This window comes from Citrobacter sp. Ce006 (assembly GCF_030336535.1).
Lineage (GTDB): Bacteria > Pseudomonadota > Gammaproteobacteria > Enterobacterales > Enterobacteriaceae > Citrobacter > Citrobacter europaeus.
Genome location: NZ_JAOWDO010000065.1, coordinates 56,452 through 79,249 on the forward strand (window position 1 = coordinate 56,452; position 22,798 = coordinate 79,249).

Sequence of the window (22,798 nt, forward strand, 5' to 3'; positions counted from 1 at the left end):
GAGGTCACGCCCCACATCCGGCAAATACTCATCAGAAACCGAGGCTGTCCAGCAGGTCGTCAACCTGATCCTGACTTGCCACCACGCCGGCTTTTGAGGTATCAACCTGCGGGCCGTTAAGCAAGCTTTCGTTTTCACGTTTTGGACGAGCACCCTGCTCCGGGATGTTTTCCAACAGAACCATCAGCAACTGACGTTCAATCTCCTGGATAACATCCATCATGCGTTTGATGACCTGACCGGTGAGATCCTGGAAATCCTGCGCCATCATGATGTCCAGCAGTTGAGCGTTAGTAAAACTGGTATGTCCTGGCACATCGCCAAGGAACTGGCGGGTATCGGTGACCAGTTCACGGGCGTCGGATAGCTCGATCGGATTTTCGAACCATTCATCCCAGCGTTTGGTCAGGTCTTTGGCCCCTTTTTCCATCGCGTCCTGATGCGGCTGCGAAGCCTCCACGCTGTTCAGCGCGCGCTCTGCCGCCTGTGCGGTCATCTGCACAACGTAATCGAGACGATCGCGGGCATCGGGAATCGCTTCCGCCGCTTCGGCAATGGCCTGATCCAGCCCCAGTTCACGCAGGCTGTCGCGCAGCATTCGGGTCAAACTACCGATGCGCGCGATGATGTCCCCTGCAGAGTGTTCGTCAGCAGGTTTAATTTGTGGTTGCATCATCATTGTCACACCCTCACATGCCCAGTTTCTCAAAGATCTTATTGAGTTTCTCTTCCAGCGTTGCCGCCGTGAACGGTTTCACGACATAGCCACTGGCGCCTGCCTGTGCTGCCGCAATGATGTTCTCTTTCTTCGCTTCCGCCGTCACCATCAGCACCGGTAAGGCGGACATTGCGCCATCTGCACGAATGGTTTTCAGCAGCTCGAGGCCATCCATGTTCGGCATGTTCCAGTCGGAAATGACAAAACCAAATCCCCCAGCCTGCAGCTTATTCAGCGCGTCCACACCGTCTTCAGCTTCTTCAACATTGTTGAAACCCAGCTCTTTGAGCAGGTTACGTACAATGCGACGCATGGTGGAAAAGTCATCCACAACCAAAAACTTAAGCTCTTTATCCGCCATAAAAAATAAACTCCTGATTCAAATACGTATTGCCTGTCCGGCACTGATTTTCGCCAGCATTTGCTGGCTTACCTGGCTAAGATCGACCACTTCGCTTACGCCACCCATATTGATGGCCTCGCGCGGCATGCCGAACACCACACAACTTGCTTCGTTTTGCGCAATGGTCCAGGCACCCGCCTGGTTCATCGCTAACATTCCGGCGGCACCATCGTTGCCCATACCTGTCAGGATCACTCCCACGGCATTACGCCCCGCGTGTTTTGCCACCGAATGGAACAGCACATCCACTGATGGCCGATGCCGGTTAACCGGCGGACCATCATGAATTTTGATCTGGTAGTTCGCCCCGCTGCGCGCCAGTTCCATATGCTTGTCACCTGGGGCGATATACGCATGCCCCGGAAGCACACGCTCCCCATCTTCTGCCTCTTTCACGGTTATCTGACACAGTTTGTTCAGACGTTCGGCGAATGAACGGGTAAACCCTGGCGGCATATGCTGGGTAATAAGAATACCGGGACTTGAAAGCGGCAATGGCTGGAGTACATGGCGAATTGCCTCTGTTCCTCCGGTTGACGCGCCAATCACCAGCAGTTTTTCCGAACTGAGTAACGGCCCCGCTTTCAAGGTCGCCGGTGCCGCCATAGGCTTATGGGCCGCCAGTTTTGCCCGCGACGCGGTGCGGATCTTCTCAGCGATCATTTCGCTGTAGGCCAACATCCCTTCACGGATCCCCAACTGTGGTTTGGTGACAAAATCAATCGCCCCCAGCTCCAGCGCCCGCAGCGTGACCTCTGAACCTTTACCCGTGAGTGAAGAGACCATAACCACCGGCATCGGACGCAGACGCATCAACTTTTCAAGAAAGTCGAGGCCATCCATGCGTGGCATTTCCACATCCAGCGTCAGGACGTCAGGATTGTATTTTTTGATTAAATCCCGCGCGACCAACGGATCAGGCGCCGTTGCTACCATTTCCATATCACTGTGGCTGTTAATAATTTCGGTCATGATTTGACGCATCAATGCAGAATCATCAACCGACAACACCCTGATTTTACTCATGCTTTATCCTTACCTGGCGCATGCGCATACACGGTCTGTCCACGCAGGCTAAACTCGCGCACGAGGTTGCTAAAGTTTTCTGAATGACCTGCAAACAGCAGCCCATCTGGTTTTAGAAGTGGAACAAAACGGTGCAAAATATCCTGCTGCGTCGTTTTATCGAAATATATCATCACGTTACGACAAAATATGGCATCGAAGGGTCCAGGCACGTTGTACTGCTTATCCAGTAAATTCACGCTGGAAAATTCAACATGCCCCGCCAGTTCCTGCCGAACGCGTACCAGACCTTCATGCGGCCCGGTGCCACGCATGAAATAACGCTGCAACTGCTGGGGTGACAGCGTCTTCAGCTCATCAAGACGGTAAATGCCGCTTCTGGCCTTTTCCAGCACTTCGGTATCAATGTCGCTGGCAAAAACACGCCAGCGGCCCGGTGCCATACCCAGGGTATCGGCGAGCGTAATCGCAATGCTATACGGCTCTTCACCGGTTGACGCCGCTGCGCTCCAGACCCGGTATTCACCGTTGCGCCGACGAGCATGATCTGACAGCACCGGAAAATGATGCCCTTCGCGAAAAAACGCGGTCAGGTTGGTGGTCAGGGAGTTAATAAAAGCCTGCCACTCAGCACTGTTCTGGTTAGCTTCCAGCATGCTGAGATAGCGACCAAAGTCATCCAGTCCCAGGGTACGTAAACGACGGACCAGGCGGTTATAAACCATGTCCCGCTTATGGTCGGCCAGTACGATCCCCGCACGCTGGTAGATTAATTGACATATCCGACGAAAATGCGCGTCAGACAGCGCGAGGCGCTGTGTCATCTGTAACAATAATGACGTTTGCCCGGTGGGCAGAGATGATGTCATAGCGCCTTCTCAATCACATTCAGGATACAACGGGCACAACCTGCGGCTGCGCCAACTCTTGTTTTGTTACGGTTTGCTCTTCAAGCTTGAAAAATGCGACGCAGGCGGAAAGATTATCGGCCTGTGTGGCGAGTTGTCCGGTGGCGGATGCGGCTTCTTCCACCAGCCCGGCGTTTTGCTGCGTCACTGAATCCATCTGGCTGACGGCCTGCGCCACCTGCTCAATGCCTCTGCGCTGTTCATCAGAAGCAGAGGCAATCTCGCCCATGATGTCGTTAACCCGGGTAACCGAGCTGACAATTTCCGTCATGGTGCGTGCAGCCATATCAACCAGCTGCGAGCCCTGATGCACTCGGGTAACAGACTCTTCAATGAGTCCTTTAATTTCTTTCGCCGCCTGCGCGCTACGGCTTGCCAGATTGCGCACTTCACCCGCGACAACGGCAAAACCGCGCCCCTGTTCACCTGCGCGGGCAGCCTCTACCGCGGCATTCAGCGCCAGGATATTGGTCTGGAAGGCAATGCTGTCAATCACGCCGATGATGTCGCCAATTTTCTGCGAGCTGGCGGAAATCTCATGCATGGTGCTGGCCACCCGGGACGTCTGTTCACCGCCTTTATGCGCGGTGTCGGCCGCACTTTTGGCAATTCCTGACGCCTGGCGCGCGTTATCCGCATTCTGCCCGACGGTGGCGGTGAGTTGTTCCATGCTGGCTGCCGTTTGCGCCAACGCGGCCGCCTGCTGTTCAGTTCGCGAAGATAAATCGTTATTGCCCATCGCGATTTCTGAAATGCCACTATGCATGGCTGAGCTGCCCTGGCGTACCTCACTGACCGTTTCACGTAACGCCTGCTGCATCTTCTTCAGGCTGGCAAAAATAGCCGAGATCTCATTGCGCCCATAAACCGCTACTGGCCTGGCCAGATTACCTGCAGCAATGCTGTCGAAATGACTGCCAACAATCGCCAGTGGCTGAACAATCATCTTGCGCGACCAGTACAACGCACCGCTGGTGAGCAGTGCCGCCAGTACCACCATGGTGGCAAAAATCACCCCCGACATATGGTAATTTCGCTGGCTCTGATCGCCTGCCGTTTGCAACACGCTGTCGATGTTGCTCTGCCAGGCATTCACATTCGCATCAAAAGCATCTTGAGCCGCCTGCACTGGCGCGGTCAGAAAATCTGACAACTGATTGTTTTCAAGCCAGGTGGCCTGATGCGCGAGCGCGCTGTGCCACTGACTGAAACTATTCTCCGTTGCGCCAAACAGCGCCTTGCCTTGTTCCGTCGGATCCGACGTCGCCATAAAGCGTTTAAACATCAATTCAGACTGCGCCAGGCTATCGCGCGCGAGGGTCATCAGCGTTTTGATGTCCTCTGGCGGATAGCTCAGGGCGGTCAGCGTCCCTGCCTTATTAAGGGCCGTACTGGCCTGTAATAACACAGCGCGGGTTTGGGCCAGCGCAGCGCGTTGCTGATTACTCCGTTCGACCTGATTCAGGTTCTGAAAACCGTCCCGAAATGCCCAGAAGGACAAGCCATTACTGCCAATCTGCAAAACACCGCAGAGGATTAAAATCAAAAACAGCGTGGTCGAAATTCGAATACGATTAAACATCAACGCTCCCATCGGGCGGCACTGGCCGCGGTTTAACTACCAGTCAAAATGTTTCCCAATTCGTATCTTGTTCAATGCTCTGGCGCGGATAGGACGCGCTCGACGCTGCAGGTAATCGAGTATCGCGTGGTTTTGTCGACGCCGGACGTGACGCCAGACGGAAGGTCGACACCGACTGCGTCAGACGGCTGGCCTGTTCTTCCAGTGCAGCGGCAGCGGCAGCCGATTCCTGGACCAACGAGGCGTTCTGCTGCGTAACGCGATCCATTTCGGAGACCGCGAGCGCAACCTGATCAATCCCCCGACTTTGCTCATCGGAGGCCGAGGCAATCTCGCCCATAATGTCGGTCACCCGCGTCACGGCATTGACGATGTCGTTCATTGTTTCACCTGCGCTTTCTACCAGAACTGAACCGGTATCCACTCGGGAAACAGAATCTTCAATCAACGCTTTAATCTCTTTCGCCGCCTGCGCACTGCGGCTTGCCAGATTACGCACTTCGCCCGCAACCACAGCAAAGCCACGGCCTTGCTCACCGGCGCGTGCGGCTTCAACCGCTGCGTTCAGTGCGAGAATATTGGTCTGAAAGGCAATGCCATCGATGACACTGATGATATCGGCGATTTTCTTCGAGCTATCGGCGATTTCGTGCATGGTATTCACCACGCTATCAACCACTTTGCCGCCATGTTGTGCAGTGTCGGAGGCGCTTTTCGCCAGTTGCGAGGCCTGACGCGCGTTGTCCGCATTTTGCTTAACGGTTGCGGTCAACTGTTCCATGCTGGCTGCGGTTTCTTCCAGCGCAGACGCCTGCTGTTCCGTACGAGATGAAAGGTCAGTGTTCCCGCTGGCAATTTCGCTGGTACCGGAATAAATCGCATCAGAGCCTTCACGCACCAGGGTGACGGTTTCCGTCAGCGAACGCTGCATATGATCAACGGTACTGGCCAACTCGCCGATTTCGTTACGGCCACTAACGGCCAGGGTGGCGGTCAGGTTACCGCTGGCGATTTCGCGAATATGGGCAATGACCCGAGACAGAGGATTAAGCAGGGTATGGCGGATGCCGTACCACACCACTACCAGAATCAGCACCAGCACGACAGCCAGCACGCCAAGCTGCCATTGGGCGAAATGGTAATCCCGGGCGCTTTGATCAAATGCCTGAACGTAAAGCTTTTCGCTAACGCTGGCGTATTTGCCCAACGCCTCGCCGAGCGCGTTTTGCATTCCCTGGGTAGGTTGCGCGAAATAGGCGTCCATATTGCCATTTTCCAGAAACTGAACCAGCTCTGCTAAGGCCGCATGGTATTGCTGATATTTCTCCTCAACGTTGCCGCTGGCCTCTACCATCTCCGGCAACGGTGTCATGTTTTTAAATTTTGCGTAATGCGTTTCAGCCTGCGCCAGCGATGCTTTGGCATTCTTCAGCAGATCGTTTTTCGCGCTGCTTTGCTGGTTTGACGCATCCATCATCATACGTGCAGAAGAACGGCTTAAATTGATTCGTGTTTGCAGCATCAGATCCCATGTTGAGGTGAGTTCACTTTGCTGCTGTCGTAGATCGTTAGAGATAACAAAACTTTGCTGATTCTGCTGCAATGAGGAAAACAACAGACCACCGGAAACAAGCTGTAGCAGTGCGAAAACCCCCAGCACCATCATCAGCATTGTGACAACGCGGATACGGTTAAACATAAGGCACCTTCCTGAAAACGAGTTATCAACGTTATCGGCAGTCGCTGAGATAACTTTACGTTTGCGAAAAGGAAATCCTCAAGGGGCGTGCAGCCTGGCGGGAGGACGGCAAAACGGGTGTACGGCAACCACAAGTCATTCACATAAAAACACCATAATTATCATGTGAATAACATTTATTTTCATCGGTCAGCATGCTCAGAATGGCCGAAACACTCAATTATGTGTGATTGAGATCACACATACTCATCGTAAATACCACAACAAAATGGATAAAAAATTAAAAAAAGTTGTATCGACTGGCGCTTTAATTCAATTTATATGATGAATACTTCGTTACCACTTAATAAGTATAAAAAATGAGTAACCGATCAATAAATGTTAAATCCTTACTGAGGGCTTTTTAGTGGCAAATGCAAACAAACTCACGTTGTTTATCGTGATCTTCATGCTGGCGGGGATCCTGTCGGGTGCGGTGATCCACTCTTATGCCTCCCCCGGCGTTGTGACCGCCTGGGCCGATAATATTACGCTTCTCACCGACATCTTTTTGCGCCTGATTAAAATGGTCATCGCGCCTTTAGTATTCAGTACCCTGACCGTCGGAATTATGCGCCTGGGAGAAACGTCCACCATCGGGCGCGTGGGCGGGAAAGCAATGATTTGGTTTATCAGCTCTTCCATACTGTCTATCCTGGTCGGTCTGTTTGTGGTTTCTCTTGAACAACCCGGCAGCGGACTGAACCTGGCGATCCCGCTGGAGGCCGCAGATACCGGCCTGGCCGTGGGCGGCATGAGCCTGAAAGGTTTTCTGACGCATACCATTCCAACCAGCATCGCCGAGGCGATGGCCAATAATGAGATCCTGCAAATTGTGGTGTTCTCGATGTTCTTCGGTATTGGCGGAGCATCGCTTGGTGAGAAATTCAACGCCCCGCTGGTTGCAGCGCTGGATGTGGTCTCCCACATTATGCTGAAGGTGACTGGCTATGTGATGTACGTCGCACCGCTGGCTATTTTTGCCGCCATTTCCTCCGTTATCTCTACCCAGGGTCTGGGGATCCTGCTCAACTATGCATCGTTCATCGGCGGCTACTATGTGGCTATTTTGCTGACCTGCATGGCGTTGCTGGCGGTGGGTTATGTGATGCTGAAAAAAGAGGTATTTCGCCTGCTGAGCATGCTGAAGGATCCGGTCCTGGTCGCATTCACCACCAGCAGCTCTGAAGCCGCTTATCCGAAGACGCTGGAGCAATTAACCAAATTTGGTTGCTCACCCAACATCGTGTCTTTCGTGCTGCCTATCGGTTATTCGTTTAACCTGGTCGGCTCGATGGTCTACTGTTCATTTGCCTCTATGTTTATCGCGCAGGCCTATAATATTCACCTCTCCTTTGCCCAAATCACCGTCCTGATGCTGACGCTGATGCTGGCGTCCAAAGGGATTGCCGGCGTGCCACGTTCAGCGCTGGTGGTGCTGGCGGCAACCATTCCGAGCTTTAACATTCCGGTCGCCGGGATCCTGCTACTAATGGGGATTGACCACTTCCTGGATATGGGACGTTCTGCGATCAACGTATTAGGAAACGGGATTGCAACGGCGATGCTGGCACAGGATGAAGGTTTACTGGAAGAAGAGCCGGACCTGGTTGAGCGGGAAGCATAAGAGGGAAATCTGCCGGATGCGTTACGCTTATCCGGCCTACAACAGCGAGCATTGTAGGCCGGATAACATGTTTAAAGATTATGCGACGTGGGAAGCGGCAATATCCAGCAGCGCCATTTCTTCGCTGTTCAGCAGCTTCTCAATGTTGACCAGAATCAGCATCCGGTCACCCAACGCCCCCAGTCCCGTCAGGTATTCCGTCGACAGCGTTACCGCAAACTCCGGCGCCGGACGGATTTGATCCGTCGTCAGCGACAGCACATCCGAGACGCCATCTACTACAATCCCGACTACGCGCTGACCCAGGTTCAGCACAATCACCACGGTGTTTTCGTTGTAATCCACATCGCTCTGGCTAAACTTCACGCGCAGGTCAACAATCGGCACAATCACACCGCGCAGGTTCGTAACGCCTTTGATAAACGCAGGCGTGTTAGCAATGCGCGTCACCTGATCATAGCCGCGGATTTCCTGCACTTTCAGGATATCGATACCGTACTCTTCATCCCCCAGCGTAAACACGAGGAATTCCTGACCTGACGGTTCGCCGGCCAGTTTAGTTACATTACTCATACCGGTCATATTATTCCCTTCTCACTCAATCAGGCGGCTGTGATCGCCACACGTTGTTCGCGGTTCAACCCCTGCAATGCAGAGACATCGACAATCAGCGCGACGCTGCCGTCGCCGAGGATCGTTGCTGCAGAAATGCCTGGCACTTTGCGGTAGTTACTTTCCAGGTTTTTGACCACCACCTGGTGTTGGCCAATTAACTGATCGACCAGCAGCGCGTAGCGACGCCCTGCACTCTGTAAAATCACCACAATCCCTTGAGTCGCTTCAGTTTTTGCGCCTTCAACTTCGAAGACTTTCCACAACTCAACCAGCGGTAAATACTCGCCGCGCACTTCCAGAACGCGCTCTCCTCCGGCCAGCGGATGCAGATCTTCTTCACGCGGTTGCAGTGATTCCATAACGGCATTCAGCGGCAGAATAAAGACTTCATCCGCTACCCGCACCGACATCCCGTCGAGGATCGCCAGCGTCAGCGGCAGCAGAATTCGAATCGTTGTTCCTTGTCCCTGTCTGGACTGGATCTCAACATGGCCGCCCATCTCCTGGATATTTCGCTTCACTACATCCATACCCACGCCGCGTCCGGAGACATCCGTCACCTGTTCGGCGGTCGAAAAGCCTGGCGCGAAGATCAGCATACCCACTTCGTCATCGCTCATGTTTTCGTGGATCGGCATCCCCTGGGAAATCGCTTTGGCGAGGATGCGTTCGCGGTTCAGACCAGCGCCATCATCGGTAACTTCAATACAGATATTCCCGCCCTGGTGCTCTGCGGAAAGCGTCAGATTACCGACTGGGCTTTTCCCCGCTTCCATGCGTTTTTCCGGCAGTTCAATGCCGTGGTCAAGGCTGTTACGCACCAGGTGCGTCAACGGATCGATGATGCGTTCAATCAGGCTCTTGTCGAGTTCGGTTGAGCTACCGACCTGCGTCAGTTCGACCTGTTTACCCAGCTTACCGGCCAGATCGCGCACCAGACGTGGGAAGCGGCTGAACACATACTCCATTGGCATCATACGAATCGACATCACCGACTCTTGTAAGTCGCGGGCGTTACGTTGTAACTGACCCATACTGGTGATGAGATCGCCGTGATTAACAGGATCCAGTTCGTTTGAGCGTTGTGCCAACATTGATTGGGTGATCACCAACTCACCAACCAGGTTAATGAGCTGATCGACCTTCTCAACCGCTACGCGGATGCTGGTCGACTCGCTGGCGCGGGCGGGTTTGTCACGTTCCGCGCGTCCGTGTGGCGCTTCACTGGCGGAGGCTTTCACCACTGGCGCAACGGCGGCCGGCTGCGGCTTCGCGACAACGGCTACCGCTTCGGCTTCGGCCTCGGCCTCGGCTTCAGTTTCAACGGTTACGGGCGCTGCGCTGACGGTTTCAAATTCAATCTGGTCAGCTTCAATCACAAAACAAAGCACTGCAATGATGTCATCTTCTGCGAGATTGCCATCAAGCGTTGCCGACAGCGTGTCGCTTCCTTTCACCACATCGGTTAAGGTCGCCAGATTCCCCAGTTCCTCTTCCAGTAAATCGACTTCACTGGCTTTCAGGCGCGAGAGAATAATGCGTTTCTTGCTCTCCTCACTGGCGGATTCAGAAATGGCAACCGCCTCTTCCTGCATTGCAGCGCTGTCAACAACGCTCAATTTTGCGGTGTTGACGACTGCCGGTGCGGTTTCACCTTTCGCTTCGAGCGCTAACTGTCGTAACGCATTACAAATGTACTCAAAGCTAGCGGCATCCGGCTCCTCTGAGTTTTTATAGGCGTCGAGCTGTTCCTGCATAATATCTTTCGTTTCCAAAAACAGGTTGATAATGTCGGCATTGAGCTGCATTTCGCCACGCCGCGCTTCATCCAACAGGTTTTCCATCAGATGGGTCGTTTCCTGCAAAATGGTAAAGCCGAAGGTGCCCGCCCCGCCTTTTATCGAGTGCGCGGCACGAAAAATCGCATTCAGCTGTTCGGAATCCGGGGCTTCAGGAACCAAATCAAGCAGGTGTTGCTCCATATCAGCCAACAGTTCGTCAGCTTCATCAAAAAATGTTTGATAAAAATCGCTTATATCCATGCTCACGCTATCACCTCGGATTGGCTGGTGGCGATGTGGGAACGCTTGCCGGCGGAAGTTCCGCTGGCTGTTGTAAGACACTTACCGGCTCATTCTGGCTTTCAGCGTTTTCATGCAAAATGGCCTCTTCCGCCTGCTTATTAAGAACCAGCAGGCTAATACGGCGGTTGATTGCGTCTTCGGGACCGCGATCGCTCAGACGCATCGTGGCGGCCATACCGACCACTCGTAATACTTTTCCATCATCCAGACCGCCGCTAACCAGTTCGCGACGCGACGCGTTAGCGCGATCGGCAGACAACTCCCAGTTGCTATACCCTTTTTCACCATTGGCGTAAGGGTAATCATCCGTATGGCCGGAAAGGCTGATTCGGTTAGGAATGCCGTTAAGCACTGGCGCGATGGCTCGCAGGATGTCGCGCATATACGGCTCAACCTCAGCGCTACCTGTTTTAAACATCGGGCGGTTCTGACTGTCGATAATCTGTATCCGTAGTCCTTCCTGCACTAAATCAATTTTCAAGTGCGGGCGCAGCGCACGCAGTTTAGGGTCAGATTCAATCAACTGATCGAGATCGCCGCGAAGTTTGCTCAACCGGCTTTGTTCCATGCGTTTTCTCAGATCGTCGATATTCGGCTGCTTGTTCACTTCTCCCTGCTGCTGGGTGTAGTCGTCCCCACCGCCTGGAATTGGACTTTGGCTATTCGAAATTCGATTTCCCCCAGTCACCGCGGTAGCCAGCGGCGTACGGAAATATTCGGCAATCTGGATCAATTCTTTAGGGCTGGAGATGGAAATGAGCCACATCACCAGAAAGAAGGCCATCATCGCGGTCATAAAATCGGCGTAGGCGATTTTCCACGAACCATGCGCCCCACCACCGTGACCTTTATGTTTGCGTCGCTTTACAACGATAATGGGATGGGCCTGATTTTTCATGCGTCCTCGGTCGTCTGCTGCGCAGTTGGATTTCTTACCGCACGCACATGCTCTTCCAGCTCGATAAACGATGGACGTTCGCTGGAATACAGAGTCTTACGACCAAATTCGACGGCAATTGGCGGCGCGTAACCATTCAAATTGGAGAGCAGTGTTATCTTCACACACTGCATCATTTTGGTGGTTTCAGCGCTTTTCTGCCGCAGAACGCTGGCAAGCGGAGAAATAAATCCATAGGCCAGTAAAATACCGAGGAATGTCCCTACCATCGCATGAGCAATCAGCGAACCCAGTTCAGCCGCCGGACGATCGGCAGAAGCCAGCGCATGAACAACCCCCATGACCGCCGCCACGATCCCGAACGCCGGTAATGAATCACCCACCATCGCCAGACTGTTAGCCGGGACTTCGGCCTCACTTTCGTGAGTCTCAATTTCTTCGTCCATCAGCGCTTCAATTTCAAACGTGTTCATGTTGCCGCTGATGATCAAACGCAGATAATCGACAATGAAATCAAGCATTACGGCATCCGCAAGAATGCGCGGATAGCTGGCGAAGATTTCACTCTCTTTAGGGTTTTCAATGTCGCGTTCAAGCGAGAACATGCCCTGCTGACGTGACTTGGCCATCAGGCGATACAGCAGCGCCAGCAGATCCATATACATCGCTTTGGTATATTTTGAACGACGAAAAAGCATCGGGATCGCTTTCATCGTCCCCTTAATGGCTTTTCCGTTATTGCCGACGATGAATGCCCCAATACCCGCGCCACCGATAATCACCAGCTCAGCCGGTTGATAGAGTGCCCCAAGGTGTCCGCCGGTCATCATATACCCGCCGAAAACTGTACCAATAACAACCAGGTAACCTAATAAGATAAGCACGACATCATCCTTTCGCAATTGACTATGACAGGATGCGCAGTCGGGCAGTTAACTTAAGGTCAGGACAAAAAAAAGCAGCGGTAATCGCTTACCGCTGCTGGAGTGTTTGTCCACACCGTATCAGTTAAACAGCCTGTTCGATCTGTTCATCCAGCAGTTGTGGAATAATATCGGCAGCATTCTGGGAAAGTTTACGTCTTTTTACGGCCCGTGATGGCGGTTGGCATAAACTGCAGGCAAAGCTACCTGCGGGTTGGTGTGCGTGGGTGATAAAATTCCCACCGCAGCAATTGCATTGGGATAACTCCAGCAATCCGCTGTCGACAAAACGTACCAGCGTCCATGCGCGAGTTAGCGCCAGCAGCGGCCCCTCTTCCGGCTGCGGACACTGCTCAAGGTATAAACGATACGCTTTGATTACGGCATCCACGCCGCTGCACAAACCGGTTTTGAGCAGGAATTGCCAGGCGTTGCAAAACATCGAAGCATGAATGTTTTGTTCCCACGTCATAAACCAGTCGGTGGAAAAAGGCAGCATCCCTTTTGGCGGAGGACTACCGCGTAATTCTTTGTACAACTTGATAAGTCGGCCACGGCTTAATTGCGTTTCGCTTTCCAGCATTTGCAAACGGGCGCCCAATGTGATTAATTCCATCGCTAGCTGGATATCACGCGCTTCCTGAACAATGCTTTTTTCGCTCATCATCAAGCCCTTTTCTTGCGCGCTGCATCATCGATGTCGCTTAACAGCCGCGTTGAAAGCATGATACCGGTATGAATTTGCTGAAGATCGTCAACGCGGGAGTCTTGCGTCAGGCGAGTAACCGTCTGGTGATCGTCGAAGCGGAAATGACATACCAGTTGGTTTGTTTCAGCCAGTTTGACCATTTGAGGAAGTGTTAATGTTGCCAACGTGTCCGCCATCTCTTCGCTGATACCAAGGCGAAACATCGCAGATGCTTTGTCCTGAACGATCAAACGTTGTGCAAGCAATAAATATGACAGATTGATGTCATAAATGTGTTTCAGCAACTCGGATGTATGCATTATTTGCATCCATAATAACCAACATTGTTTTCATGCGGTGAAACCGCACCCCGTGATGTCGCCGGGAAGGCCCGGTAAAAAAAAAGCAAAAGGTCAAATACATAGCAGCGTGACGGCACTTACGCGTTGTCTAAACATTCCCTTTTCAGAAGGCCGCGTTCCTTACAAGCTCACATCAATTCTTACAATTGTCTAAGATTTTTCCTAATTCGACGCAACTCTACCCGCCACAAGTTACACATACAACGTAGCTATGCTGCGAATTTGAAGAATATGTGACGCAGATCACATAAACCAGCTAAACACTTAACATAAATCCATCAGCACAGCTTTTACTTTGCATATTTTTTAACCCCATATTCTCCATTTCAATTCCTGGCGTACGAATATTCTTGCATTAAAAGCGAATAGTATTTTGTTCACGAACGTTAATATCACGTCGTGAAATAGCGAGCTTGATCACATATTTAATGTAAAACATCATTTTGATTAAACGCTTTATAAACAAAGAGTTAAATATTAAGGGTGATTAATTAATAACAGGCTGTGATAACCGCTCAAATGTTAAAATATGTTTATTTTTTATTAACACATTGTTTTCATTAGCAGTGAGTTTTACTTAAGGAAGCTGAACGTATTTAGAAGTTATATGAAGCAATTATTCTATTTATAAGAATAATTAATGAATAACCATGATGACATTCACACTATCCGGAATGGAAACGTTGCAGTATGGAGTAAGCTAAGTAATGCTGAAAAATCCTCTCATAATTCTTGAAAAAAAGGAGCGAGTTATGAGCTATACACACATTCTTGTGGCCGTTGCCGCGACACCAGAAAGCCAGCAGTTGTTAGCCAGGGCGGTATCAATCGCTCGTCCTGTTAATGCCCGTATTAGCCTGATAACCCTGGTCTCAGACCCAGAACTGTATAATCAGTTTGCAGCGCCTATGCTTGAAGACCTGCGAGAAGTGATGCAAGAAGAGACTCAGGATTTTATCGACAAGCTCAGCAAAGACGCGCAGTACCCCATTGAGCATACCTTTATTACCTATGGGGCCCTGAATGAACATATTCTGGACGTATGCCGGAAGCACGCGGTCGATCTGGTCATTTATGGCAACCATAACCACAGTTTCTTTTCACGCGCGTCCTGCTCAGCGAAAAGCGTGATCGGTGCCAGCCAGGTGGATGTTCTGTTGGTTCCACTGGCTGGAGATTGATCTTCACTTTCTGAGCGTTACGCCAGCTTAGAGCAGGATGAAACGTTGTCTGGCAATGGCTGTTTACTCTGGCGCGGGATGACTTTTTCCAGATCGCAAATGAACATCGCCTGCCAGTTGTCGATATCGTTTTTAATGATAGTCTCGAGCATCTCAGCGTGGCGAGAGATACGCTCGGCAAGCGGCATCGTCAGCGCCTGGTTTAATGCGCCAGCGACTTCATCGCGATCGTAAGGATTAACAATAAGGGCGGCAGTTAGCTCGTTTGCGGCCCCGGCAAATTGTGATAACACCAGCACGCCAGGGTTGGCAGGATCCTGCGCGGCCACGAACTCTTTCGCCACCAGGTTCATACCATCGCGCAGCGGGGTCACCAGTCCTACATCAGAGTAGCGGAAGATCTTCATCAGCAATTTACGATCAAAGTACTGATTCAGATAATAGAGCGGCGTCCAGCCCAGTTGGCCATATTTACCGTTAATCCTCCCCGCTTCAGTCTCCAGTTGGTGACGAATATCCTGGTAGGCCTGTACCTCTTCACGCGACGTTGGCGCTATCTGCGTATAGCGAATTTTACCGTGGTGCTGCGGATAGTGTTCCAGCAGAGCCTCATAGGCCTGAAATCGCTCTGGCAACCCTTTAGAGTAATCCAGACGCTCAACTGAAAATATATTCTGCACATTTTTGAGTTCCGCTTTCAGTTGCGCCAGCTTCGGCGGCAAAGGTCCGGAGGCCTGCCGGGCGATCTCATCTGGCTCAATACCAATAGGATACACCTGGGTGCAAAACGCTTTTCCCCATGCCCGGTGGTGATTATCGCTCTGCGTGGATACCTGCGTCTGGGCTGCCAGGCAATCCAGAAAAGCCTGACGGTCGTTTTCGGTCTGGAAACCGAGCAAATCAAAATCGCACATCTGCTCAAGTAGCGCCTGATGTGGAGGTAGCGCATTAAAAATTTCCGGCGTCGGAAATGGAATATGCAGGAAAAAGCCGATACGGTTATTCACACCGCGTTTACGCAGTTCGCTGGCAAACGGCAGCAGATGGTAATCATGAATCCAGATGATGTCGTCATCGCTAAGCAGCGGCAGCAGTTTATCTACCAGTAAGGCATTCACCCGCTGATAGCCTTCCCATGCAGGACGCTGAAACTGTACCAGGTCCAGACGATAATGAAACGCAGGCCATAGAACAGCATTTGAAAACTGGCAGTAATACTCTTCGTAGTCCTGCTCACTCAAATTAAACGAAGCCCAGGTAATATTGCCACGCGTGACTTTTTTTAATGGTTTGTCCTCATTACCCGTATCGCCACTCCAGCCAAACCACAGGCCACCAGCAGCCTTCAACGCGCCCAGCACGCCGACAGCAAGCCCACCTGCGCTCCCTTTGTCATCTGGTGAGGCGATACGATTAGATACTACGACTAAACGACTCATAGCCACCTCTTCTGTTATTCGTTGCTTTCGATTCTTGCTGCGAAGAGTTATTTTGTTCCAGCCAGTGCCAGACATCACTCACGCCATCCAGACGCCATGTCGCCTGCGTCGCTCCGTTCCCCACCTTCACGGAAATCCCGCCAGCGCGATTAACCACGCCAAACCCGGTTTCGTCCGTCAGATCGTCTCCGAAAAAAACGGGGATCCGACCGGCAAAAGGGGCTTCCTGCATAAATGCGGCAATTGCATCGCCTTTATTGGTCCCCTTTGGTTTTATCTCCACAACGCATTTTCCATGCTGTAAAGCCAGTTGCGGCCATCTGTGCGTGATACGCTCAGCCAGATTAATTAGCGCCGCTTCATGTTCCGGGGCCTGGCGGTAATGCAGCGCGAAAGCCATTCCTTTTGCTTCAAGCGTTGTACCCGGCATCGTCGCCAGCGCGGTTTGTAATAACTCTCCTGCTTCGCGCTCTATTGCCTCAGCCAGGCGCACTATATGAGTTTGGCCATTGATATCACGGCGCTCTGCCCCATGCACTCCGGCGAGCGGAAAACGTAAGGGAGTGGTAAGCGCATCAAGCTCAGCCATCGAGCGCCCTGAAATCAATGCCAGCGCCCCCGCATTACGTGTAGCCAGCTGATGTAATAACTGCAGGATTGTCTTAGGGACGACGACCTGGTCTGGAAAAGGTTTGATCTCAGCCAATGTCCCATCGAGATCAAAAAAATAAGCACAGTTTGCAGATTGTTCAGGGGGTATGATCAGTGATGCTGTCACCCGGTTATCCTCCTCATCATGGTCTGTACGCCGCGCGGATCGCGCCGTATATATGATGTACGACGGATATAAGTATAGACAGTGTGACCATGCTCGCCATTTGCAAAAACAATCGCCAGCCGGGTAGCGGCTGGCGATGAGCTAAAGCTAGACTAAAAAGTTGGGGTTTAAATCATCAAACGGTACGCTTCGCTTTTTGCTTGTAACGGTCGAAGATCACCGCCGCCAGCAGGATTAGACCACGTACGACATACTGGGCGAACGGAGAGATGTTCAGCAGGTTCATCGCATTCTCAACCGTTCCCAGAATTAACACCCCGGCCACTACATATGAGATTTTTCCGATGCCGCCTTTGAGCGAAACGCCCCCTAACACGCAGGCGGAAATCACGATCAGCTCATAGCCGATTGAGGTCATTGGTTGGCCGCTGGTCATACGTGATGCGAGGATGATCCCGGCAATGGCGGATACCAGCCCAGACAAAATAAAGATAATAATCTTGGTACGAACGACCGGAACCCCAGCCAGACGTGCCGCCTCTTCATTGCCCCCAATAGCCAGCGTGTTGCGACCAAACGTAGTTTTATTCAGCAGTAAACCGAAGACGATAAAACAGACAACCGTGATCCAGATAGGTGCCGGCAGACCAAACCAGTTCGCGTAGCCGAGGGTAAAGAAGCGCTCATCTTCAATCCCCACCGCCTTACCGTCGGAAATAATATAGGCCAGACCACGTACAATCTGCATCGTCGCAAGGGTGGTGATCAGGGCGTTAATTTTTAAACGCGCAATCACAAACCCATTAACCAGACCACAGAGAATACCGAGCAGCAGCCCGGCAGCCACGCCAATCCACAGGCTTTCAGTCATGTTAATGACCACGGCAGTCGTGACCCCGGCGCAGGCAATCACGGACGCAACGGACAGGTCGAAGTCACCGGATGCCAGGCAAAACAGCATCCCACACGCGACCATACCCGACATCGATACCGCCAGCCCCAGCCCTTTCATATTGATGAAAGTGGCAAAGTTTGGCACAAAGAGGGAACAAACCAGGAACAGCACGGCGAACACCACCAGCATCCCATACTGATCCCAAATGCGACCAAGATTTAGCGCCGATTTTGCTGCGCCAGAACCCGATGTAGAAACGGAAGACATCATTCTCTCCTTATTCAGGCTACAGCCTGGCTGACTTTAGGCATAGCAAGGCTCAAGGCCTGGCGCTCATCCGCCTGTTCATGAAGCAACTCACCGGCAATTTCGCCCTCTCTCATCACCACGATACGATCGGCGACACCGAGCACTTCTGGCAGGTCACTGGAAGCAAACAGCACGGCCACGCCTCGCGCTGCGAGGGCATAAATCACGTTATAAATTTCATGCTTGGCGCCTACATCAATGCCGCGTGTAGGTTCGTCCAGCAAAATCACCTTCATCTCTTCCGATAACCAACGGCCAAGGATAGCCTTCTGCTGATTACCGCCGGAGAGGTTCATAATCAGCTGCTCCGCGCCCGGCGTTTTAATATTGAGTGAGCGAATATGGTGATCGGCATTGGTCTCTTCCCAGCCGTTGTTGATCACGCATCCGCCCAGAACATGTTTACGACGGGCGCTAATGTTGATGTTGTTACGCACCGAATGGACCGGAATGATCCCTTCCGCTTTGCGGTCCTCCGGGCACAGCATCATTCCCGCTTCAATGGCATGGCTCGGTTTACGAATATCAATAGGCTGCTCATCAATAAACACCTGGCCTGCCGTGATGCGTGTGCCGCCAAACAGTCCTTTCATCAATTCGCTACGCCCGGCGCCTACCAGGCCAAACAATCCGACAATTTCACCGCTGCGTACCGATAAACTGATCGGCGTACGCACACCGGGAGCTTTGACCTCATGCAAACGCAGCCGCTCTGCGCCATACGGTCTGGATTTCCATCCATAAATATCACCGAGGTCGCGTCCAACCATCGCCTGCACCAACGCATCGTGATCGACCTGCTGCATATCCGTGAACGTTGTGACGTAATGCCCATCTTTAAACACGGTGATGGCATCGCTGAGAGCAAAAATTTCCTCCATACGGTGCGATACGTACAGGATGATGCGTCCTTCGTTGCGCAGCTCACGGATGACGCGAAACAGATTCTCAATTTCGCGTGCAGACAGGGAGCTGGTCGGTTCATCAAACGCGATAATTTTGGCATTACGCGCCAGCGCTTTTGCTATCTCCACCATCTGCCATTGACCGATGGAGAGATATTTCAATGGCGTGTCGGGATCGATATCCATGCCCAGATGCTTAAGCTGTAGCCCCGCTTCATAGTTCAGCAGCGAGCGATTTACAATCCCGCCTTTGTGCGGCAACTGGCCTAAATAAATATTCTCGGCAACGGTCATTTCCGGGACGAGATGCAGCTCCTGGTAAATAATGGCGACACCGGCGTTGAGCGCGGCCGTGGTGTCTGCAAACGAAACTTCCTGTCCGCGGATCGTCAAAGATCCCGTCGTTGGCGCATAGTTACCGCTGAGAATTTTTAAGAGTGTTGATTTTCCGGCGCCATTTTCGCCCATCAGCGCATGCACCTGACCGGCGTAACAGTCGAAACTGATATCCGTAAGCGCTTTAACGCCCGGGAATGTTTTGCCAATGCCGCGGAATGAGAGATACGGGGTAGACTGTTGCATAACGTCTCCGTGAGTCAGATCTTTAAGCCGGATGGCGGCTTTGCCTCATCCGGCCTTCTGAGGACGCGATTCGTAGGCCGGATAAGACGCTTTGACGTCGCATCCGGCATTTATGTTACTTACCGCCTAAGCCTTTCTTCGCCAGCTCTTCTTTGAAGTTATCGCGGGTAATCAGCACCACATCCGTCACTTCAGTAAACGCCGGTGGCTCTGCACCTTTCGTTACCCAGTTGTAAAGCATTTCACTTGATTTGTAGCCGTGAACGTCCGGGCTTGGCAGCAGTGAGCCGTAGAACCCGGTCGCTTCGCCTTTGGACAGTTCACTCACGGCATCAACGCCATTAATACCGATACCAATTACGTTTGGCGCTTTGAAGCCCTGCCCTTCAGTCGCACGTACGCCGCCCAGCACGGTGTTGTCGTTCATGCCGACAATCAGCCAGTGTTTGACTTCAGGATGTTGAACCAGCATGGAGTTAGCGGCATCGAATGCACCGGGGATATCATTTGATTTTGTTGGAACCTGGTAGATCTGTTTTTCCGGGAAGCCTGCGGCTTTAAGCGCTTCCATTGAACCTGACGTACGGCGACGCGCGGTATCAAGTTCGTTGGCGGTAATGGCCATTACAGCGCTGGATTTCACATCCCAACCGCGCTTTTGCATCTCCTTATACAGCTCCTGGCCCTGGCGCTCACCAATTTTGGTTGCAGCCATCATCACCAGCGGCACGGTATCCATCGGCTTACCTTTGGCGTTGGCAAACTGGTCATCGACGGCAATGACTTTCATATCGTAGCCTCGCGCCTTAGCCATAATGGCAGGCCCGAGTTTGGGGTCCGGCGTACAAATCACAAACCCTTTTGCTCCACTTGCAGCCAGGCTGTCGATGGCATTGAGGGTTTTCTCTCCATCCGGGACGGCAATTTTAATCACCTCAAAACCAAGGTCTTTACCGGCTTTATCGGCAAATTTCCATTCAGTCTGGAACCACGGTTCTTCCGGCTGTTTGACCAGGAAACCGAGCTTCATGGATTCAGCGATAGCGGATTGTGACATAATGGCAGCCAGACCGATGGCAGCCAGCGCTTTAGTGAATTTGTGCATGGTTAACTCCAGCTTTAACGTTCTTTTATGTAGGGTAAAATCAGACGATTTTTTGTAATTCGGACGTAAAACAAGGCATTACCTTTTATTGATAAGATCAATGCCAGTGCTGAGAGTATTTTTAGCGGGAAATTGATTCTCCATAAGAGAGCGGCATCACACCACAGAATTACAGTAATTGCGTACATAAATTCAGCGGGAAATGACATAAAAAATCGCGATTTTGTCGACGGGAAAAAAGAGAAATAGCAGATTAATCCATAACGTCAGCCAACGAATCCTTGTTCCCGAATACCGAAGCATTCGGGAAAATGATTACCATCGATAATAAATATGGTCAGCGTGATCGCGGACCGGAATGTCATCTCCCAGCAGACGTGCCGAAAGTGTTAATGCAAAATCAAAAATATGCCCCAGCCCTTTACCGCTAATCAGATTGCCATCTTCAACTACCGGCGCATCAATATATTCCCCATCCGTAACGTTTTGCCACAGATCTCCCGAGCACACGTAGCGACGTCCTTTCAGCAGGCCGTTGCCGCCCAGCACGCGCGCAGCCGCAGAACACACCGGACAAATGAGTTTCCCCGCCTGATCATGTCGGGCGACAAACTGGATGACCATCTCACTGGCAGCAAGATTAACGCTGCCCTGCGGCCCGCCGGGCAGCACGATGGCGTCGTAGAGATATGCCTGGCGCGCGGCCAGCGTGCTATCTGTCACCATCGGTACGTCATGATAACTCACCACTGCACGTGACTCTGCACAGGCCAGCGTTTCGACTTCGATATTCAGACGACGCAGAATATCAATGGTAACAATCGCCTCCGCCTCTTCAAAACCAGGTGCCAGCAGCACCGCAACCTTCTTCATATGTAACTCCTCGCGTTATCCAAATTCACAACACAATTAATGACGAATAGTTCAGGCCGTTAATTTTCTTAATTTGATTAAAACTGATCTGGCGCAAAAAATTAGTCATCAGATAATTAGTACAGATTCAGCCCAATCGTGAAATTGCTTCACAACATGAGCAGATAATCATCAGGTGCCAGACAATACCTTATTGTGGAAATTAATTTTGTGATTTAAAACACCATTTCATTATTGAAGAGTGTGTTTAATGGCATAAATATCAATTCGTTATATTCATATCACCTATATGCCAAAACGGCAGAAGCACAAGTACTGTTATGACAATATGTAAAAAAACATAAATACACGGATTTAAGGATTTTCTTATGTCATAGCAAGCGTTATGCTGAATCTCGATCGGGAGCGAATATAATTCGTGATCACTAAAGGACCGGCGGAACGGATTTATTCTGCTAACAGTTTTAATTGTACGTAGAGGTGAAGTGCAGCGGCAGCCCGCTGTACTGGCGTTAGTAACGTACATTCCCCTTTCTGGAAATAAGGATATTGATATGGCTGCAGTTGGAATTGTTCATAAACTCAACACGCAAATGAACCTCGAGTTCTACGCATCGAATCTTTACCTGCATCTGAGCGAATGGTGCTACGAGCATAGCCTGACAGGTACCGCCACGTTTCTTCGCACTCAGGCACAAGGTAACGTGACTCAAATGATGCGGATGTTCAATTTTATGAAAAGTGCCGGGGCTAACCCCATCGTCAAGGCCATTGATGTTCCGGGTGATGAACTGACTTCCCTTGAAGAATTGTTTCAGAAAACGCTGGATGAATATCAACAGCGCTCGAGTAGGCTCTCACGTTTAACCAATGAAGCAGAAGCGTTAAACGATGCGCCAACCATCGATTTTCTTCACGACCTGGAAAAAGAGCAGCAGCAGGATGGCGTGCTGTTACAGACGATACTTGACGAAGTCCGCAGCGCCAAACGCGCGGGGCTGTGCATGGCGCAAACCGATAAGCACTTGCTCAACGTCGTGAATTACCAGCATCACTAATCTTCAGTTTTCAAAGCGTTAATGCCGGATAGTAATGTGATGCGCCTTATCCGGCCAACCTCTGATTTTCCCTATGCACGCGCCTCCATTCTGCGAGGCGC

21 protein-coding genes are annotated in these 22,798 nt (G+C 51.5%); 3 read left to right on the top strand and 18 right to left on the bottom strand.

Annotation, left to right across the window (positions count from 1 at the left end; all coding sequences use genetic code 11):
• Positions 1-31: 31 nt before the first annotated feature.
• Genes cheZ through tar form a run of 6 tightly spaced genes read right to left on the bottom strand, consistent with a single transcriptional unit; the run spans position 32 to position 6,336 of the window.
• Positions 32-676 carry a protein phosphatase CheZ gene (gene cheZ / locus OGV94_RS07260; RefSeq protein ID WP_029139578.1) on the bottom strand — a complete coding sequence of 215 codons (645 nt, stop codon included), beginning with the start codon at positions 674-676 and terminating at the stop codon, positions 32-34.
• 13 nt (positions 677-689) lie between these two features.
• The gene (cheY, locus tag OGV94_RS07265) at positions 690-1,079 is read right to left on the bottom strand and encodes a chemotaxis response regulator CheY (protein WP_043016742.1); all 390 of its coding nucleotides are present in this window, start codon (positions 1,077-1,079) and stop codon (positions 690-692) included.
• A gap of 18 nt (positions 1,080-1,097) precedes the next feature.
• Entirely contained in the window at positions 1,098-2,147 is a 1,050-nt protein-coding gene (locus OGV94_RS07270) for a protein-glutamate methylesterase/protein-glutamine glutaminase (RefSeq protein ID WP_043016743.1), read from the bottom strand.
• Positions 2,144-3,016: a protein-glutamate O-methyltransferase CheR gene (gene cheR / locus OGV94_RS07275; RefSeq protein ID WP_043016744.1), complete on the bottom strand. Its 873-nt coding sequence runs from the start codon at positions 3,014-3,016 to the stop codon at positions 2,144-2,146. Before cheR ends, OGV94_RS07270 begins: the two co-directional genes overlap by 4 nt.
• Positions 3,017-3,035: 19 nt before the next feature.
• Positions 3,036-4,637: a methyl-accepting chemotaxis protein IV gene (tap, locus tag OGV94_RS07280; protein ID WP_286522985.1), complete on the bottom strand. Its 1,602-nt coding sequence runs from the start codon at positions 4,635-4,637 to the stop codon at positions 3,036-3,038.
• 43 nt (positions 4,638-4,680) lie between these two features.
• On the bottom strand, positions 4,681-6,336 hold the full coding sequence (tar, locus tag OGV94_RS07285) for a methyl-accepting chemotaxis protein II (protein WP_043016746.1): 1,656 nt from the start codon (positions 6,334-6,336) through the stop codon (positions 4,681-4,683).
• 406 nt (positions 6,337-6,742) lie between these two features.
• Here tar and OGV94_RS07290 point away from each other — a divergent pair, with 406 nt between their 5' ends.
• Entirely contained in the window at positions 6,743-8,002 is a 1,260-nt protein-coding gene (locus OGV94_RS07290) for a dicarboxylate/amino acid:cation symporter (RefSeq protein ID WP_043016747.1), read from the top strand.
• Between the two features lie 78 nt (positions 8,003-8,080).
• Here OGV94_RS07290 and cheW read toward each other — a convergent pair whose 3' ends face one another.
• From cheW to flhD, 6 genes are all read right to left on the bottom strand, one after another.
• Positions 8,081-8,584: a chemotaxis protein CheW gene (gene cheW, locus OGV94_RS07295; RefSeq protein ID WP_003034638.1), complete on the bottom strand. Its 504-nt coding sequence runs from the start codon at positions 8,582-8,584 to the stop codon at positions 8,081-8,083.
• Positions 8,585-8,604: 20 nt separating this feature from the next.
• The gene (cheA, locus tag OGV94_RS07300; RefSeq protein WP_286522987.1) at positions 8,605-10,665 is read right to left on the bottom strand and encodes a chemotaxis protein CheA; all 2,061 of its coding nucleotides are present in this window, start codon (positions 10,663-10,665) and stop codon (positions 8,605-8,607) included.
• Between the two features lie 4 nt (positions 10,666-10,669).
• Positions 10,670-11,599 carry a flagellar motor protein MotB gene (motB, locus tag OGV94_RS07305; RefSeq protein ID WP_016153441.1) on the bottom strand — a complete coding sequence of 310 codons (930 nt, stop codon included), beginning with the start codon at positions 11,597-11,599 and terminating at the stop codon, positions 10,670-10,672.
• On the bottom strand, positions 11,596-12,483 hold the full coding sequence (gene motA, locus OGV94_RS07310) for a flagellar motor stator protein MotA (protein WP_016153442.1): 888 nt from the start codon (positions 12,481-12,483) through the stop codon (positions 11,596-11,598). Before motA ends, motB begins: the two co-directional genes overlap by 4 nt.
• A 124-nt stretch (positions 12,484-12,607) precedes the next feature.
• Positions 12,608-13,192, bottom strand: a complete 585-nt coding sequence (flhC, locus tag OGV94_RS07315) for a flagellar transcriptional regulator FlhC (protein ID WP_008785071.1) — start codon at positions 13,190-13,192, stop codon at positions 12,608-12,610.
• Positions 13,189-13,530 carry a flagellar transcriptional regulator FlhD gene (flhD, locus tag OGV94_RS07320; protein ID WP_003034622.1) on the bottom strand — a complete coding sequence of 114 codons (342 nt, stop codon included), beginning with the start codon at positions 13,528-13,530 and terminating at the stop codon, positions 13,189-13,191. Before flhD ends, flhC begins: the two co-directional genes overlap by 4 nt.
• Before the next feature lie 794 nt (positions 13,531-14,324).
• Here flhD and uspC point away from each other — a divergent pair.
• Entirely contained in the window at positions 14,325-14,753 is a 429-nt protein-coding gene (gene uspC, locus OGV94_RS07325) for a universal stress protein UspC (RefSeq protein WP_043016749.1), read from the top strand.
• Between the two features lie 17 nt (positions 14,754-14,770).
• On the opposite strand, the gene otsA is transcribed toward uspC, so the two are convergent.
• The 6 genes from otsA to OGV94_RS07355 all read right to left on the bottom strand — a co-directional run bounded on the left by otsA (position 14,771) and on the right by OGV94_RS07355 (position 21,639).
• On the bottom strand, positions 14,771-16,192 hold the full coding sequence (gene otsA / locus OGV94_RS07330) for an alpha,alpha-trehalose-phosphate synthase (protein WP_043016750.1): 1,422 nt from the start codon (positions 16,190-16,192) through the stop codon (positions 14,771-14,773).
• On the bottom strand, positions 16,167-16,970 hold the full coding sequence (otsB, locus tag OGV94_RS07335) for a trehalose-phosphatase (RefSeq protein WP_043016751.1): 804 nt from the start codon (positions 16,968-16,970) through the stop codon (positions 16,167-16,169). The genes otsA and otsB overlap by 26 nt, the downstream gene beginning before the upstream one ends.
• Before the next feature lie 175 nt (positions 16,971-17,145).
• Positions 17,146-18,132, bottom strand: coding sequence for an L-arabinose ABC transporter permease AraH (gene araH, locus OGV94_RS07340; protein WP_003034609.1), 987 nt, complete (start codon positions 18,130-18,132; stop codon positions 17,146-17,148).
• A gap of 14 nt (positions 18,133-18,146) precedes the next feature.
• On the bottom strand, positions 18,147-19,661 hold the full coding sequence (gene araG / locus OGV94_RS07345; protein WP_087051726.1) for an arabinose ABC transporter ATP-binding protein AraG: 1,515 nt from the start codon (positions 19,659-19,661) through the stop codon (positions 18,147-18,149).
• Between the two features lie 115 nt (positions 19,662-19,776).
• Entirely contained in the window at positions 19,777-20,766 is a 990-nt protein-coding gene (locus OGV94_RS07350) for an arabinose ABC transporter substrate-binding protein (RefSeq protein WP_043016753.1), read from the bottom strand.
• 315 nt (positions 20,767-21,081) lie between these two features.
• Positions 21,082-21,639: a DJ-1/PfpI family protein gene (locus tag OGV94_RS07355; RefSeq protein ID WP_080625002.1), complete on the bottom strand. Its 558-nt coding sequence runs from the start codon at positions 21,637-21,639 to the stop codon at positions 21,082-21,084.
• A gap of 554 nt (positions 21,640-22,193) precedes the next feature.
• Between OGV94_RS07355 and OGV94_RS07360 the strand changes: the two genes are divergently transcribed.
• Positions 22,194-22,697: a non-heme ferritin-like protein gene (locus OGV94_RS07360; protein WP_043016755.1), complete on the top strand. Its 504-nt coding sequence runs from the start codon at positions 22,194-22,196 to the stop codon at positions 22,695-22,697.
• Positions 22,698-22,798 lie beyond the last annotated feature (101 nt).

Bases quoted from the DNA above. Each gene is read 5' to 3' on its own strand.
- motB (WP_016153441.1), bottom strand. From the start codon at position 11,599: ATGAAAAATCAGGCCCATCCCATTATCGTTGTAAAGCGACGCAAACAT.
- araH (WP_003034609.1), bottom strand. From the start codon at position 18,132: ATGTCTTCCGTTTCTACATCGGGTTCTGGCGCAGCAAAATCGGCGCTA.
- tar (WP_043016746.1), bottom strand. From the start codon at position 6,336: ATGTTTAACCGTATCCGCGTTGTCACAATGCTGATGATGGTGCTGGGG.
- OGV94_RS07360 (WP_043016755.1), top strand. From the start codon at position 22,194: ATGGCTGCAGTTGGAATTGTTCATAAACTCAACACGCAAATGAACCTC.
- otsA (WP_043016750.1), bottom strand. From the start codon at position 16,192: ATGAGTCGTTTAGTCGTAGTATCTAATCGTATCGCCTCACCAGATGAC.
- OGV94_RS07355 (WP_080625002.1), bottom strand. From the start codon at position 21,639: ATGAAGAAGGTTGCGGTGCTGCTGGCACCTGGTTTTGAAGAGGCGGAG.
- OGV94_RS07270 (WP_043016743.1), bottom strand. From the start codon at position 2,147: ATGAGTAAAATCAGGGTGTTGTCGGTTGATGATTCTGCATTGATGCGT.
- cheR (WP_043016744.1), bottom strand. From the start codon at position 3,016: ATGACATCATCTCTGCCCACCGGGCAAACGTCATTATTGTTACAGATG.
- cheY (WP_043016742.1), bottom strand. From the start codon at position 1,079: ATGGCGGATAAAGAGCTTAAGTTTTTGGTTGTGGATGACTTTTCCACC.
- flhD (WP_003034622.1), bottom strand. From the start codon at position 13,530: ATGCATACATCCGAGTTGCTGAAACACATTTATGACATCAATCTGTCA.
- cheW (WP_003034638.1), bottom strand. From the start codon at position 8,584: ATGACCGGTATGAGTAATGTAACTAAACTGGCCGGCGAACCGTCAGGT.
- araG (WP_087051726.1), bottom strand. From the start codon at position 19,661: ATGCAACAGTCTACCCCGTATCTCTCATTCCGCGGCATTGGCAAAACA.
- cheZ (WP_029139578.1), bottom strand. From the start codon at position 676: ATGATGCAACCACAAATTAAACCTGCTGACGAACACTCTGCAGGGGAC.
- tap (WP_286522985.1), bottom strand. From the start codon at position 4,637: ATGTTTAATCGTATTCGAATTTCGACCACGCTGTTTTTGATTTTAATC.
- OGV94_RS07350 (WP_043016753.1), bottom strand. From the start codon at position 20,766: ATGCACAAATTCACTAAAGCGCTGGCTGCCATCGGTCTGGCTGCCATT.
- uspC (WP_043016749.1), top strand. From the start codon at position 14,325: ATGAGCTATACACACATTCTTGTGGCCGTTGCCGCGACACCAGAAAGC.